Source organism: Pseudomonas sp. ICMP 561 (genome assembly GCF_002699985.1).
Taxonomy (GTDB): domain Bacteria; phylum Pseudomonadota; class Gammaproteobacteria; order Pseudomonadales; family Pseudomonadaceae; genus Aquipseudomonas; species Aquipseudomonas quasicaspiana.
Genome location: NZ_LKBT01000003.1, coordinates 153111 through 166325 on the forward strand (window position 1 = coordinate 153111; position 13215 = coordinate 166325).

15 protein-coding genes and 1 pseudogene are annotated in these 13215 nt (G+C 57.7%); 7 read left to right on the top strand and 9 right to left on the bottom strand.

Annotated elements, in window-relative coordinates; translation table 11 throughout:
* Positions 1-205: 205 nt before the first annotated feature.
* From AO242_RS04185 to AO242_RS29365, 6 genes are all read right to left on the bottom strand, one after another.
* Entirely contained in the window at positions 206-778 is a 573-nt protein-coding gene (locus tag AO242_RS04185) for a HupE/UreJ family protein (protein ID WP_027902253.1), read from the bottom strand.
* A gap of 26 nt (positions 779-804) precedes the next feature.
* Complete coding sequence (ureG, locus tag AO242_RS04190; protein ID WP_027902252.1) at positions 805-1422, bottom strand: urease accessory protein UreG; 618 nt, start codon at positions 1420-1422, stop codon at positions 805-807.
* Between the two features lie 58 nt (positions 1423-1480).
* A complete protein-coding gene (locus AO242_RS04195) occupies positions 1481-2155 on the bottom strand; it encodes an urease accessory protein UreF (protein WP_099267800.1) in 675 nt (224 codons plus the stop codon).
* Complete coding sequence (gene ureE, locus AO242_RS04200; protein ID WP_099267801.1) at positions 2152-2652, bottom strand: urease accessory protein UreE; 501 nt, start codon at positions 2650-2652, stop codon at positions 2152-2154. The genes AO242_RS04195 and ureE overlap by 4 nt, the downstream gene beginning before the upstream one ends.
* Before the next feature lie 168 nt (positions 2653-2820).
* On the bottom strand, positions 2821-3453 hold the full coding sequence (locus AO242_RS04205; protein ID WP_099267802.1) for a TetR family transcriptional regulator: 633 nt from the start codon (positions 3451-3453) through the stop codon (positions 2821-2823).
* A gap of 290 nt (positions 3454-3743) precedes the next feature.
* A complete protein-coding gene (locus AO242_RS29365) occupies positions 3744-3917 on the bottom strand; it encodes a hypothetical protein (protein ID WP_161628615.1) in 174 nt (57 codons plus the stop codon).
* A gap of 299 nt (positions 3918-4216) precedes the next feature.
* Here AO242_RS29365 and AO242_RS04210 point away from each other — a divergent pair, with 299 nt between their 5' ends.
* A complete protein-coding gene (locus AO242_RS04210) occupies positions 4217-6286 on the top strand; it encodes an AsmA family protein (RefSeq protein ID WP_099267803.1) in 2070 nt (689 codons plus the stop codon).
* 572 nt (positions 6287-6858) lie between these two features.
* Here AO242_RS04210 and AO242_RS04215 read toward each other — a convergent pair.
* Positions 6859-7392, bottom strand: coding sequence for a ferritin-like domain-containing protein (locus AO242_RS04215; RefSeq protein ID WP_099267804.1), 534 nt, complete (start codon positions 7390-7392; stop codon positions 6859-6861).
* Positions 7393-7610: 218 nt separating this feature from the next.
* Here AO242_RS04215 and AO242_RS30365 point away from each other — a divergent pair, with 218 nt between their 5' ends.
* A complete protein-coding gene (locus AO242_RS30365; RefSeq protein WP_441343355.1) occupies positions 7611-7697 on the top strand; it encodes a hypothetical protein in 87 nt (28 codons plus the stop codon).
* A gap of 84 nt (positions 7698-7781) precedes the next feature.
* On the opposite strand, the gene osmE is transcribed toward AO242_RS30365, so the two are convergent.
* Positions 7782-8120 (bottom strand): osmotically-inducible lipoprotein OsmE, encoded by a 339-nt coding sequence (gene osmE, locus AO242_RS04225; RefSeq protein ID WP_027902910.1) that lies wholly within the window; start codon positions 8118-8120, stop codon positions 7782-7784.
* Between the two features lie 191 nt (positions 8121-8311).
* Here osmE and AO242_RS04230 point away from each other — a divergent pair.
* The 4 genes and pseudogenes from AO242_RS04230 to AO242_RS04245 all read left to right on the top strand — a co-directional run.
* Positions 8312-8472, top strand: a pseudogene (locus tag AO242_RS04230) (triacylglycerol lipase); the annotation flags it as partial.
* 58 nt (positions 8473-8530) lie between these two features.
* A complete protein-coding gene (locus AO242_RS04235) occupies positions 8531-8788 on the top strand; it encodes a hypothetical protein (RefSeq protein ID WP_027902911.1) in 258 nt (85 codons plus the stop codon).
* 91 nt (positions 8789-8879) lie between these two features.
* A complete protein-coding gene (locus AO242_RS04240) occupies positions 8880-9164 on the top strand; it encodes a PsiF family protein (RefSeq protein WP_027902912.1) in 285 nt (94 codons plus the stop codon).
* Positions 9165-9355: 191 nt separating this feature from the next.
* Positions 9356-10366: an AI-2E family transporter gene (locus AO242_RS04245; protein ID WP_027902913.1), complete on the top strand. Its 1011-nt coding sequence runs from the start codon at positions 9356-9358 to the stop codon at positions 10364-10366.
* A 92-nt stretch (positions 10367-10458) separates the two neighbouring features.
* Here the strand turns inward: AO242_RS04245 and AO242_RS04250 are convergent, their stop codons facing one another.
* Positions 10459-11724 carry an Hsp70 family protein gene (locus tag AO242_RS04250; protein ID WP_027902532.1) on the bottom strand — a complete coding sequence of 422 codons (1266 nt, stop codon included), beginning with the start codon at positions 11722-11724 and terminating at the stop codon, positions 10459-10461.
* Positions 11725-12020: 296 nt separating this feature from the next.
* Here AO242_RS04250 and cbpA point away from each other — a divergent pair, with 296 nt between their 5' ends.
* On the top strand, positions 12021-12959 hold the full coding sequence (cbpA, locus tag AO242_RS04255) for a curved DNA-binding protein (RefSeq protein ID WP_027902531.1): 939 nt from the start codon (positions 12021-12023) through the stop codon (positions 12957-12959).
* Positions 12960-13215 lie beyond the last annotated feature (256 nt).

Genomic DNA, 13215 nt, shown 5'->3' on the forward strand with positions numbered 1-13215 from the left:
AACAAGTTCGCTCCTACCTTTTGGCGCGGTGGCTCAGCCTGGCGCTTTCAAGGTAGGAGGCAACTTGTTGGCGAGAGTGTTTGCCGCGTTGAATCGGGTTTGCCGTCTCGCGAACAAGTTCGCTCCTACCTTTTGGCGCGGTGGCTCAGCCTGGCGCTTTCAAGGTAGGAGGCAACTTGTTGGCGAGAGGGTTTGACGCAGCGAATCAAGCAGCCAGCAACCACACACCCGCAGCCGCCGAGGCAGCACCGGCAATCCGCACCAATGGCGCAGCCGCTGTAGGCAGGTAGCGCACAACGGCATAACCAGCAGCGTGCAGGGCAGCAGTGGCGACTACGAAGCCGATGGCGTAGGCCGCCGGGCTGGACATGTCTGGCAGCTCAAGGCCGTGGGCAACACCGTGGAACAAAGCGAACAGCGCTGTGGCGCCTACGGCCATGAACAGCGGTGGACGAATCGCCAGTGCAACGGCCAGACCCAGCGCCAGCACCGAAGCCGCGATACCGCTTTCCAGCGCAGGCAGGTTCAGGCCTTCGAAGCCCAGCAAGCCACCGATCAGCATGGTGCCGACGAAGGTGCAAGGCAGGGCCCAGCGCGCAGCGCCTTTTTGTTGAGCGGCCCACAGGCCGACGGCCAACATGGCCAGCAAGTGATCCAGGCCACCAATCGGGTGGCTGATACCGGCGACGAGGCCGTTGTCGCCATGTCCAGGGTGAGCAAAGGCCAGCGCTGGAACCAGCAGCAGAGCAAGGGTGCCGAGGGCTTGTTTGTAGTTCATGCAAAGCTTCCTTGAGGGAGTGAAAATCAGGCCGCGTTGGTCAGCAGACCCTGGCGTTCGATGAAGGCGATGATCTGTTCCAGACCCTGGCCGGTTTTCTGGTTGCTGAACACGAACGGCTTTTCGCCGCGCATCTTCTTCGTGTCGCGGTCCATCATTTCCAGGGACGCGCCTACCAGCGGTGCCAGATCGATTTTGTTGATCACCAGCAGGTCGGATTTGCAGATGCCAGGGCCGCCTTTGCGTGGCAGCTTGTCGCCCGCTGAAACGTCGATCACGTAGATGGTCAGGTCCGAGAGTTCCGGGCTGAAGGTGGCGGACAGGTTGTCACCGCCTGACTCGACGATGATCAGGTCAAGGCCTTCAAAGCGACGGTTCAACTGGTCGACTGCTTCCAGATTGATCGATGCGTCTTCGCGGATGGCCGTGTGCGGGCAGCCGCCGGTTTCAACACCAATAATGCGTTCCGGTGCCAAGGCTTCGTTGCGCACCAGGAAGTCAGCGTCTTCGCGGGTATAAATATCGTTGGTGACTACTGCGAGGTTGTAACGCTCACGCAGGGCCAGACACAGCGCCAGCGTCAGGGCTGTCTTGCCTGATCCGACCGGACCACCGATGCCGACACGCAGAGGTTGGCTGTTCATTGAGTTCTCCGTTGAGCTCTGGTTCTTGAGCTCTGTTAGTCATTTGCCAGGTAGAAGATCAGGACCGAAACAGCCGGCTGTATTGACGCTCATGGGCCATGCTCGCCAATGACAGACCGAAAGCGGCACTGCCAATATGTTGTGGATCAAGGTCTGTCGCATGCTGTTGGGCTTGCTGCAGCAACGGCAGCAACTCGCTGGTCAGGCGCTGCGCAGCCTGTTGACCCAGCGGCAGGGTTTTCATCAGGACTGCGAGCTGGTTTTCCAGCCAGCTCCACAACCAGGCAGCCAGAGCGTCCTGCGGGCTGATCTGCCAGGCACGAGCAGCCAAGGCCCAACCCAGTGCGAGATGTGGCTCCTCGGTTTGCGCCAGAAACTCCCGCGCAGGGCGATCAAGCTCTGGCAGCCCGATGAGTAGCTGTTTCAGGGAATAGCCCATTTGCCGACTTTCCAGATTCAGCTCGCGGGTTTCCCGACTGGCGCGATGTTCGTCGCTCAACTGCAGCAACTGGCACCAGTTTTCTTCTGCCGCTGCAACACAATGAGCGAGCAGCAGCGGAGCCTCGAAGCGGGCGAGGTTGAGCAGCAACTGGTCGCCGATCCAGCGTGACGCGCTGGCTGGATCAACCACCCGTTGGTTTTCCACCGCCATTTCCAGGCCTTGGGAGTAGCTGTAGCCGCCAATCGGTAATTGCGGACTGGCCAGGCGCAGCAGCGCCCAGGCGCTGTTCATATACGCACGCCAAACTGGTGCAGTTTCGGCGGGTAGTTGAAATCTTCCTCGCCTGCCCGTGAGTGGTGGTGGCCGCCACCATAGGCACCGGTTTCCGGGGAGAAGGGCGCTTCAATCGATTCCGTCGTTGCGCCCAACTGATCGAGCATCGCCTTGAGCACATAGTCGTCGAGCAGGCGCAGCCAGCCGTCCCCTACTTGCAGCGCAACGTGACGGTTGCCCAGATGGTAAGCGGCGCGGGTCAGTTCGAAGGTGCTGCTGCAGGTGACGTGCATCAATTGTTCGGGACGGGCGCAGACACGGACGATACGGCCGTCTTCGGCCTTTAGAAACTCACCATCGTGCAGCGGTTGCTGACCGCGCTCCAGAAAGAGGCCAACGTCTTCACCGTCGGCACTGTAGCAACGCAGGCGGCTTTTGCTGCGCGCCTCGAAATTCAAATGCAGCTCGGCGGCCCATTCGGTTTGAGAGTCGATTCTTTTGTGAATCACCAGCATCGGAAGGCATCCAGCTAATTGCGATGCTTCAAGACAGAGCAAGGGGCTTGCCAACAGTGCAGGTTGTAGGAAAAAGCCGACGGAAAAGGTGGGAATGAAACGCCGGTCGAGATATTTCGCACCCAAACAGTGCTATTCGTTTGGAGTGCACCAATTTGAGTCGACTGGCTATTCCGCGCTGGGCAGTCCGCGCCAATGTTTGGCACCACTGAAGATGAAACGCAGTTGGTGAGTGATCTTGGCCTGAGGCTTCAGGTGTGAGGGCAGCGCATCGCTTGGCGGGTCGATCAGTTCAGGGAGCATGGCGAATACGCTTTTCACCACCAGGTCTGCAAGGATCGAAAGTGATGCTGCATCCAGATGCTGCCATTTAGGCATGGTGCCCAAGTCTGTCGCGAGGTCGGCACTGATGCCATCACGAAGTGCGCAGAGCGCTTGCCGCACCTGCCGGGAGCCACCGTATTGCTCTCGGGCCAGAAACAGGAATTGCGCACGCTTGGCTGATACCACTTCGAGAAAGATACGAACCGACGCTTCGATCAGGCCGCCCATGACAAATTCGTTGTGGCGCACCAGACGCAGGGTCTCGCGAAATGTCTGACCGACCTCGCTGACCAAAGCGAGACCCAACTGATCCATATCGTCGAAGTGGCGATAGAACCCCGTCGGCACGATGCCCGCGGTGCGCGCCACTTCCCGAAGGCTCAGGCTGCCGAAGCCGCGTCCGCTTTCCATGAGGGTGTGGGCGGCGTTGAGCAGCGCATGGCGGGTCTGTTGTTTCTGTTCGGCGCGGGGCAGCATGACGGTAGACAAATCCGGGATGACAGGCAGCACTTTAGCAAATGCGCTTTGGATGCGTCGAAGGGGTTTTAGCCTGGGGCGGTTGATCGGTCTCCCGCAGGCGCTGCTATCTCGTCTACAGCCGCTGCTGTCGCGCGGTAAACACAGGATCTGTAGGAGCGCGCTTGCCCGCGATAGCGTCAGTGCAGCTGACATGTTTATCGACTGACATACCGTTTCGCGGGCAAGCGCGCTCCTACAGGTTTAAAAAGCATTCCAAATCTATTGTCTGGATGGGAGATTTTCAGTTTCTAAACCCGCTGATACTGCTTGATCAACTGCGCATGGCCATCCTGCGCAATCGTCTCGTGCAGGGTCTGCATGCCCATCTTCACTTCAGCACTGGGTTCGCGCTCGGGCGCGGGTACGGCCCAGACGTTAGCGGCCAAAAAGGAAAAGGTCAGGGCGAGCCATACGCGTTTCATGATATTCGCTCCTCTCAAGAGCTTGCGGGGTGATGTATGGCAGCGATATTACGCCCGGCCTGTCGATAGAGAAGTTCGTATTCCTGATGGTGAAAATCATCGATATTGATTGATCCTCCAGCCCTTGCTGGCTGTGGCTTGCAGGCGTGGCTTCATATTTCCTCACATAGAAGCTTGGGTTTTAAGCCCTATGCTGTAATTTGCACATCCGATCAAACCCTCAGGTTTTTTGTAAGTCGAAGCTTAAAGTCGACTGCAACAGGCCTGGGCCGGTCTGTTGTTATCTGGAGAGTCATGCAATGACGCGCAGCCGTAAAATTTTTGCCTGGACCGGTGCCATTCTGTTGTTGGTACTGGCTGTATTGGTCGTTGTGATCGCCACGTTTGACTGGAACCGAATCAAGCCAACGCTCAACGAAAAAGTCAGTGAAGCGCTGCATCGTCCCTTCGCGATCAATGGCAACCTTGCGGTTATCTGGGGGCGTGAACCTGAGGAGGGCGGCTGGCGTGCATGGGTACCATGGCCGCGTTTCGTGGCTGAGGACTTGAGCCTGGGTAACCCGGAGTGGTCGAAAACGCCGCAGATGGTCACCCTCAAGCGCGTCGAATTCCGCCTCTCGCCGTTGCCATTGATCGTGCAGCACGTTGTTATCCCGCGCATTGACCTGACCGGCCCGGATGCAAAACTTGAGCGCCTGGCTGATGGCCGCGCCAACTGGACGTTCGATTTGCCCAAATCTGACCCGAATGCTGAACCTTCCAGCTGGGTGCTGGACATCGGCGCCATCAAGTTCGACAAGGGGCTGGTGAGCTTCAACGATCAGACCCTTAACACTCAGGTGGACCTGGTGATCGACCCGCTGGGCAAGCCCATTCCATTCGGCGATATCGTCGGCAGTGGAGACGCAAAGAAAGCTGAGGAGAAGGGCGTCAGGCCGCAGGATTATGCGTTTGGTGTCACGTTCAAAGGCCAATATAAAGGCCAGAAGCTCAACGGCAGCGGTAAGCTCGGCGGGCTGCTGGCGCTCAAGGATGCTGCTCAGCCATTCCCGGTTCAAGTCGATGCTCACGTCGGTGACACCCACGCGGCTATTGCGGGCACAGTGACCGATCCGCAAAACCTGGGCGCGCTGGATCTGCGCCTCAAGTTGTCAGGCAGCAGCCTGAGCAATCTCTATCCGTTGACGGGTGTGACACTGCCGGATTCGCCTGCTTATTCCACGGACGGTCGACTGATCGCCAAAATCCATGACCCGGCGGGCGCCAACTTCCGCTACGAAGGCTTCAACGGCAAGATCGGCAACAGCGACATTCATGGCGACCTGGGTTTTGTCGCCAGTCAGCCAAGGCCGAAACTCACCGGCACACTGGTTTCCAATCAACTGCTATTTACCGACCTGGCACCGTTGATCGGCGCAGACTCCAACGCCGCTCAGAAAAAACGCGGCGGGGAAAGCAAGCAGCCAACGGGCAAGGTGCTGCCTGTGGAAGAGTTCCAGACCGACCGCTGGCGGGCCATGGACGCGGATGTCGAGTTCACCGGCAAGCGCATCGTGCAAAGCCCGGACCTGCCGTTCTCTGACCTTTATACCCACGTCGTGTTGAACGACGGGCAACTGAGCCTGCAACCGCTGCGATTCGGCGTTGCGGGCGGCAAGCTCGACGCCGACATTCGTCTTGATGGCCGCAGCAAACCGATGCAGGGCAGGGCGAAGCTTTCTGCGCGCAACCTCAAGCTCAAGCAGCTGTTCCCGACCTTTGAACCAATGAAAACCAGCTTTGGTGAACTGGCGGGTGATGCCGACATCAGCGGCAAGGGCAACTCGGTTGCGGCGTTGCTGGGCACTTCCAATGGTGACTTGAAGATGCTGGTCAACGACGGCGCGATCAGCCGCAGCCTGATGGAAATCGCCGGGCTCAACGTTGGTAATTATGTGGTGGGCAAGTTGTTCGGCGATCAGGACGTGAAGATTAACTGCGCAGCGTCTGACGTGGGCATCAAGGACGGTCTGGCGACGCCTCGTCTGTTTGTGTTTGATACCGAGAACGCGATTATCTTTATCGACGGCACAGCCAACTTCAAAACCGAGCAACTGGATTTGAGCGTCAAGCCTGAGTCAAAAGGCTTCCGCGTGTTCTCGTTGCGGTCTCCTCTTTATGTACGCGGGCCGTTCGCAAAACCGAATGCGGGCGTGCAGTCCGGGCCGTTGCTGTTGCGTGGAGCGGGGATGGTACTGCTGGGTGCCGCAATCGGGCCGGCTGCAGGTTTGCTGGCTCTTGTGGCGCCGAGCAGTGGCGAAGAGCCCAACCAGTGCGCGCCGTTGCTGGAGCAGATGAGATCGGGCAAAGCGCCGAAGACGGTGCAGTAAAATACCGCTTTCCCGGCTATTTTGTGGGAGCCGAGCTTGCTCGCGATATTGGCGACGCGGTTTCATAGCTCAGTACCGCGTCATCGTTCATCGCGAGCAAGCTCGGCTCCCACAGGGTCTCAGCAATCCCGTGGGATCGGCTTTAGCCGGGAAGGGGCCGTTACGGGCACTAAAAATGAGTCGTCAGAAATATCGCGCTCGTGCCTTTTTTGTGGGAGCCAGGCTTGCTCGCGAAGCAGTCGACTCGGTATGTCAGATCTAGCGCGTCATCGTTCTTCGCGGGCAAGCCTCGCTCCAACAGAGTCTTCACGCCGTGGGATCGGCTTTAGCCGGGAAGGGGCCGTTACAGGCACTAAAAATGAGTCGTCAGAAATATCGCGCTCGTGCCTTTTTTGTGGGAGCAGAGCTTGCTCGCGAAGCAGTCGACGCGGTACGTCAGATCTAGCGCGTCATCGTTCTTCGCGGGCAAGCCTCGCTCCAACAGGATCTCTGCCAGTCCTACAGTTCTTCGCATTGGCAGGCACAAAAAAGCCAGGACTCAGTCCTGGCTTTTTTGCATCACGACTCGCCGATCACAGGTCGTTGAGAATATCCGCCATGTCGTCGGCGTGTTCTTCTTCCTGAGCCAGGATGGTTTCGAAGATACGACGAGTCGTCGGGTCATCTTCGCCGATGTATTTGATGATTTCGCTGTAGCTGTCGATGGCGATACGTTCAGCCACCAGGTCTTCGTAGACCATTTCCTTCAGCGTCGTGCCTGCCACGTACTGGGCGTGGGAATTCTTCGACAGCAGGTCAGGGTTGAATTCCGGCTCGCCGCCCAGTTGCACAATGCGCTCGGCCAGCAAATCAGCGTGTTCGGCTTCCTGCTGCGCATGCTCAAGAAACTCGGAGGCTGCGACGCTGGCCTTGAGGCCGGTCGCCATATAGTAGTGGCGCTTGTAACGCAGCACGCACACCAGCTCGGTAGCCAGCGATTCGTTCAGCAGGCGCAGTACCGTTTCGCGGTCAGCGCTATAGCCTTCAGTGACAGCACCGTTCTCGACGTTCTGGCGCGCACGTGCGCGCAGGGTGCTTACATCCGACAATTGTTGGTCGTGGTTCATGGTTTATCTCCAAAGCTAATCCGGTATCCGTCTCGCTCTTGATGCGCCAATCCTCTACAGCGTTGAGTGGCGCCCGGCATGATCGGTAACAGGTGTGAGTGCTCGGCTTCGGGAAAAGTTTTATTCTTTTGCGTCATTGGTTGATGAACAAAATATTAGGAAACGACTGTTACACGCCGCGGTCCCAACCTTGAGACGAAAATATATGGAGATACACAATGCTCAAGTTCCTCGGCAGCACCATCGGCATCATCTTCCTGATCGGCCTGATTGTGGTCATCGCCCTGTTCAAGCTGGTGTTCTAAGCGCGAACGACTGCACATGTAAAAGCGCCGCCCAATAAAAAGCCCGATGCATATGCATCGGGCTTTTGCGTATCAACGACCCGCTTACATGGCGCGTTCGTTGGCTTCGCGTTGCTCGCAGGTCATGAAACCCTTGTTATCCACGCGACCGTTGGCGTTGAAGCTGACGTGATAGACCTGCTCGTGGCCGTCTTTATTCATCACGTAGTTGTTGCAAACACCCGGGTGCACCTTGCGCTGTACGCGAGTAGACGGCGTGCCGCCGATGGTCAGCACTTGCTGCTCGGTCATGCCGTCTTCAACTTGCTTGACCAGCGGCTCGTTGCGATAGGTCACGTAATCCACCGGGTTCTGCACGGTGGTGTTGGCGCAACCGCTGACTGCGGCGATAACGAAAGCTGCTGCGAGGCTCTTCTTGATCATGAAATACCACTCCAATGACAGAGCCATTGTTGGCCCGTTGCAGCTTGGAGCTGCGAAGGTTCGCAAGAGTTCGATTATTTGATGGCCTTTGAATACTACGTACGTCGCACGGTGTTTTCGTTACCTGACAGTCAGGCTTCTGACTACGTCTGTAACCACCAGGATGCCAGCAACCTGACTTGATGAAAGTTGCTCGCACGTTCACGAAAGGGCGCGGTCAATGTGATGGCATGGTCGGGAGATTCAGTTCTCACCTGGGTGCCGTCATCGGTGATGACTACCCCCGACCACCGTAAACCCTGTGAAATTGTTTGTTGAGCACGCCGCGCGCCTCAAGGCTGCGGGCCTTTAGCTATCCCAGCTGTTGTTCGTAGTTTGCCGCCCGGTCGGGTCGGCATTGGAGTGATGCAATGAGCGATAAAGAACACTACGCAATCGAGTACACCCTGGCGGGCGAGCACCACGTGGACGTGATCGAGAATCTTGATGTACCGATCATCGACGTGGTTCACGAGCTGGCACAGAAGCATCACGTCGTACTGGATGACGACGTGCAGAGTTTTATCGCCGTGGATGAGGCAACGGCCCACGCATCGGGTATCACCGATGTGTCGATTCACAGCATCGAAGAAGAGGAACTGCGACTCGACACGCGCAACGTCGGGTAGGCCTGAGCTGGGCGGGTCGCGCCGCATATTCTTTGGCTACACTCCAAAGCAGGCCACGCTGGTCGGCATGGCCACTGTGGAGTGGATAACCATGAAAATGCTGCGCGTCCCTGTGTTGTTGGTGAGTCTGTTGATGTGTGCCCAGAGTTATGCGGCCACTGCGCAACAGAACAAGATGACCACCTGTAATGCCGATGCTACAGCTCAGTCCTTGAAGGGCGATGAGCGCAAGACGTTCATGAGCACCTGCCTTAAAGCTTCACCGCCGCAAACCCAGCAACAAAAGATGACCAGCTGTAACGCAACGGCTACGACTCAGGCGCTCAAGGGCGATGCCCGGAAGGCTTTTATGAGCGATTGTCTCAAGAAGAAATAATTTTCCAGTGAGCGTTCAGGCGCTGGAAAACGTGCCGTTCAGCGTCCTGAAACCTTTAATTCCGGCGTCTGGTGCAGGTGGCTTATTCATCGGTCTGTAGGTCGTTTCCGATGGGGTCGTCTGATCACTGGTCCTTAGCTCAGAACGCTGGCAGACTGCCTGCCTCTTAGCGCCGTTCGTCTTGAGGCTATATGCCAACGTTTTCCTCGCGACAAGTGTTGTTGGCCAGCTGGATTCTGATATTCGGCGGTCTGTTGATGGTTCTGCCGTTCAAACTACTGCCGAGTCTGTTGGCCGGGTTGCTGGTCTATGAATTGGTCAACATGCTGACGCCCAAGCTGCAAAGGCTGATCGCAGGGGAGCGTGCCCGTTGGCTCGCGGTGGCGTTGCTGGGCACGTTGGTGGTCAGTGTGCTGGCGTTGATCTTTGCTGGAGCGTTCAGCTTCGTGCTGCATGAGGCGGAAAACCCTGGCGCGTCGCTGGATAAGTTCATGATCCTCGTGGATCGCGCTCGCGGTCAGCTTCCGCCGTTCATCGACGCTTATTTACCGGCCAGTGCTGCCGAGTTCCGGATATCTCTGGGCGAATGGATACAGAAGCACGTTGGCGAACTGCAGCTGATTGGCAAAGGTGCGGCACATATGTTTGTCACCATGCTGATTGGCATGGTGCTGGGCGCAATCATTGCCTTGCAGCGCATCTCCGATGTGCATACCCGCAAACCGCTGGCGGCTGCGCTGTTTGACCGTCTGAGCCTGTTGAGCAAGGCGTTCCGCAACATCGTTTTCGCCCAGATCAAAATCTCGCTGCTGAACACCGCGTTCACGTCGGTGTTTCTGGTCATCGTGCTGCCGTTGTGCGGTATTCACCTGCCGTTGACCAAAACCCTGATCATCATGACCTTCCTGCTCGGCCTGTTGCCGGTGGTGGGTAACCTGATGTCCAACACACTGATCTTCATCGTCGGCATGTCGATTTCGATCTGGGTTGCACTGGCGGCGCTGGGTTACCTGATCGTGATCCACAAGGTCGAGTACTTCCTCAATGCGCGGATCGTTGGCGGGCAAATCAATGCCAAGTCGTGGGAGTTGCTGCTGGCGATGCTGATTTTCGAAGCCGCGTTCGGCCTGCCAGGAGTTGTGGCCGGGCCGATTTACTACGCGTATCTGAAGAGCGAGTTGCAGCGGGAAGGGTTGGTGTAAGAGAGCAGCTGCAAGCTTTAAGCTTCAAGCTTCAAGAGGCGCACGGCCTGCTTTTAACTTGTAGCTTGAGGCTTGCAGCTTGCAGCTGCCCTTCAGCCATAGCGCTTCTTCGCCTCAATCGCCAACCCGCTGCCGATGCTGCCAAAGATATTCCCTTCGACGTGCCGGGCATTGGGCAGCATGGCCGAGACGCTGTTGCGCAGCGCCGGGATGCCGCTTGAGCCACCGGTGAAGAACACCGTGTTGACCTGATCAACACCCGCACCCGCCTTGAGCAGCAATTCGCTCACGCTGTTACGTACGCGCTCCAGCTGTGAATCAATGGCGGCTTCGAACATTACGCGGCTCAGGTCCACACTCAAGCCCGGCTCGATGCGATCCATCGGCAGATGACGGCTTTCGGTGTGGGTCAGCTGGATCTTGGTTTCTTCCACTTCCATGGCCAGCCAGTGCCCGGCGCGTTGTTCAATCAGCTTGAACAGGCGATCAATGCCCTGGGTGTCTTCAATGTCGTAACGCATGCTGCCTAACGCCAACTGGGACTTCTGCGAATAGACCGAGTTGATGGTGTGCCACGTTGCCAGGTTCATGTGGTGGCTGGTCGGCATGTACGCTTGGCTTTTCATCCGGCTGCCGTAGCCGAACAGCGGCATGACGCCTTGAATGCTCAGTTGCTTGTCGAAGTCGGTCCCGCCGATATGCACGCCACCGGTGGCGAGAATGTCTTCGTGACGGTCATCGTAGAAGCGACGGTCAGGTGACAGGCGCACCAGGGAGAAGTCCGACGTACCACCGCCGATGTCGACGATCAGTACCAGCTCTTCTTTGGTAATCGTTGATTCATAGTCGAACGCGGCGGCGATAGGCTCGTACTGGAACGACACGTCCTTGAAGCCGATCTTGCGGGCGACTTCGGCCAGCGTGTCCTCGGCCTCCTGATCAGCGGTAATGTCGTCATCGACGAAATGCACCGGGCGACCCAGCACCACTTCTTCGAATTCACGACCGGCGTTGGCTTCGGCACGCTTCTTCAACTCGCCGATAAACAGCGCCAGCAGGTCCTTGAACGGCATCGCCGTACCCAGCACGCTGGTGTCGTGTTTGATCAGCTTGGAGCCCAGCAGGCTCTTGAGCGAGCGCATCAGGCGGCCTTCGTAGCCTTCCAGGTATTCGTGCAGCGCCAGACGGCCGTAGACCGGGCGGCGTTCTTCCATGTTGAAGAACACCACCGACGGCAGGGTAATCTTGTCGTCCTCCAGCGCGATCAGCGATTCCATGCCGGGGCGCAGCCAGCCGACGGTGGAATTGGACGTGCCAAAGTCGATGCCGCAGGCACGGGCCGGGGATTGGTCATTCATGTCTTTTACGTTCCAGTCAAAAAACGGCCGCGCAGTGTATGTCAGTGCACGCCGGATGCGTAGGGCGAAACATCGGTTAAATGTAGATAACTGTATTTGTATGCCTGACTTGAACTAACCGACCGGACCCCCAATCTTCAGGGAATTGTCTTCATGTCAGGCCGTCGAACGCTTCAGGCATCAAGCGGGCGGGTTGCACGGCCGATATATCTCAACGTATTGGATTCAGAGACCTCACACAGAGGATGCTGTGCGCAGTGTTCAGCGCTGCACGGCGTAACCGGGGAAAGCATTAGATGGACTTTAAAGACTATTACAAGATTCTTGCGGTGGATCCGACTGCGGATGAGAAAGCGATCAAGGTCGCTTACCGCAAGTTGGCGCGCAAGTATCACCCGGACGTCAGCAAAGAGGCTGGCGCGGAAGAAAAATTCAAAGAAGCGAACGAAGCGTACGAGGTGCTGAGCAGCCCTGAAAAGCGCGCCGAATACGACGACTTACGCAAATACGGTCGCCAGGGCCAACCCTTCCAGGCACCACCGGGCTGGCAGAGCCGAGCGGGTGCGGGCGGGTTTGGCGGCGCTGATAACGGCGACTTCTCCGACTTCTTCAGCTCGATCTTTGGTGGTCGTCCGCAGCAGGGCGGCCGCTCTCGCAACCCTGGGCGCAAGGGACAAGACGTCGAAATGGAGTTGGCTATCTTCCTGGAGGAGACCCTGTCGGGCGAATCCAAGCAGGTCAGCTTCAAGGTGCCGCAACACAATGCAGCGGGCCAGCGTGTGGCTGATGTCACCAAGACGCTGAATGTGAAGATTCCTGCCGGTGTCACCGACGGCGAGCGCATTCGCCTCAAGGGGCAGGGTGCGCCAGGTGTTGCAGGGGGAGAGAGCGGTGATCTGTACCTGATCATCCGCCTCGCGCCGCATCCTAAGTTCGAAGTCGAAGGCCACGACCTGATCATCACTGTGCCCGTGGCCCCATGGGAAGCTGCGTTGGGTGCCAAAGTCGCTGTGCCGACCCTCACGGGCAAGATCAACCTTACTGTCCGTCCCGACAGTCAGAATGGTCAGCGACTGCGCATCAAAGGCAATGGCTTGCTGAACAAACAAGGGCAACGTGGCGACCTGCTGGCGCAGATCAAAGTGGTAATGCCCAGGTCCAGCGATGAGGCGACTCAGGAGCTGTGGAAAAAACTGGCCGACAAGGCAGCGTTTGATCCGCGGGCGCAGTGGTGAGTTGAGCGCTGTAGGCAGCGCCAGCAGGAGAGGCCGCTGCCACTTTGGAGATCTTTTTTTTTTGCACACATGCTATTCCGACGTGGGACCGGCTTTAACCGGGAGAACGGCCTGTCTGATGACACAGATATAGCGGTTGTCCCGCCCTCTTCCCGGGTAAAACCTTGCGATTGCGTCGAATGTCTGGGGGGGGCGGGCTTGCCCGCGATAAAGGCCCCGCGATCTTGAATCGAACGCGTCCAGCCTTATCGCGGGC

Bases quoted from the DNA above. Each gene is read 5' to 3' on its own strand.
- ureE (WP_099267801.1), bottom strand. From the start codon at position 2,652: ATGCTGGTGATTCACAAAAGAATCGACTCTCAAACCGAATGGGCCGCC.
- AO242_RS04185 (WP_027902253.1), bottom strand. From the start codon at position 778: ATGAACTACAAACAAGCCCTCGGCACCCTTGCTCTGCTGCTGGTTCCA.
- AO242_RS04205 (WP_099267802.1), bottom strand. From the start codon at position 3,453: ATGCTGCCCCGCGCCGAACAGAAACAACAGACCCGCCATGCGCTGCTC.
- AO242_RS04240 (WP_027902912.1), top strand. From the start codon at position 8,880: ATGAAAATGCTGCGCGTCCCTGTGTTGTTGGTGAGTCTGTTGATGTGT.
- AO242_RS04195 (WP_099267800.1), bottom strand. From the start codon at position 2,155: ATGAACAGCGCCTGGGCGCTGCTGCGCCTGGCCAGTCCGCAATTACCG.
- AO242_RS04235 (WP_027902911.1), top strand. From the start codon at position 8,531: ATGAGCGATAAAGAACACTACGCAATCGAGTACACCCTGGCGGGCGAG.
- AO242_RS04250 (WP_027902532.1), bottom strand. From the start codon at position 11,724: ATGAATGACCAATCCCCGGCCCGTGCCTGCGGCATCGACTTTGGCACG.
- AO242_RS30365 (WP_441343355.1), top strand. From the start codon at position 7,611: ATGCTCAAGTTCCTCGGCAGCACCATCGGCATCATCTTCCTGATCGGC.
- AO242_RS29365 (WP_161628615.1), bottom strand. From the start codon at position 3,917: ATGAAACGCGTATGGCTCGCCCTGACCTTTTCCTTTTTGGCCGCTAAC.
- AO242_RS04210 (WP_099267803.1), top strand. From the start codon at position 4,217: ATGACGCGCAGCCGTAAAATTTTTGCCTGGACCGGTGCCATTCTGTTG.
- AO242_RS04215 (WP_099267804.1), bottom strand. From the start codon at position 7,392: ATGAACCACGACCAACAATTGTCGGATGTAAGCACCCTGCGCGCACGT.
- osmE (WP_027902910.1), bottom strand. From the start codon at position 8,120: ATGATCAAGAAGAGCCTCGCAGCAGCTTTCGTTATCGCCGCAGTCAGC.
- ureG (WP_027902252.1), bottom strand. From the start codon at position 1,422: ATGAACAGCCAACCTCTGCGTGTCGGCATCGGTGGTCCGGTCGGATCA.
- AO242_RS04245 (WP_027902913.1), top strand. From the start codon at position 9,356: ATGCCAACGTTTTCCTCGCGACAAGTGTTGTTGGCCAGCTGGATTCTG.
- cbpA (WP_027902531.1), top strand. From the start codon at position 12,021: ATGGACTTTAAAGACTATTACAAGATTCTTGCGGTGGATCCGACTGCG.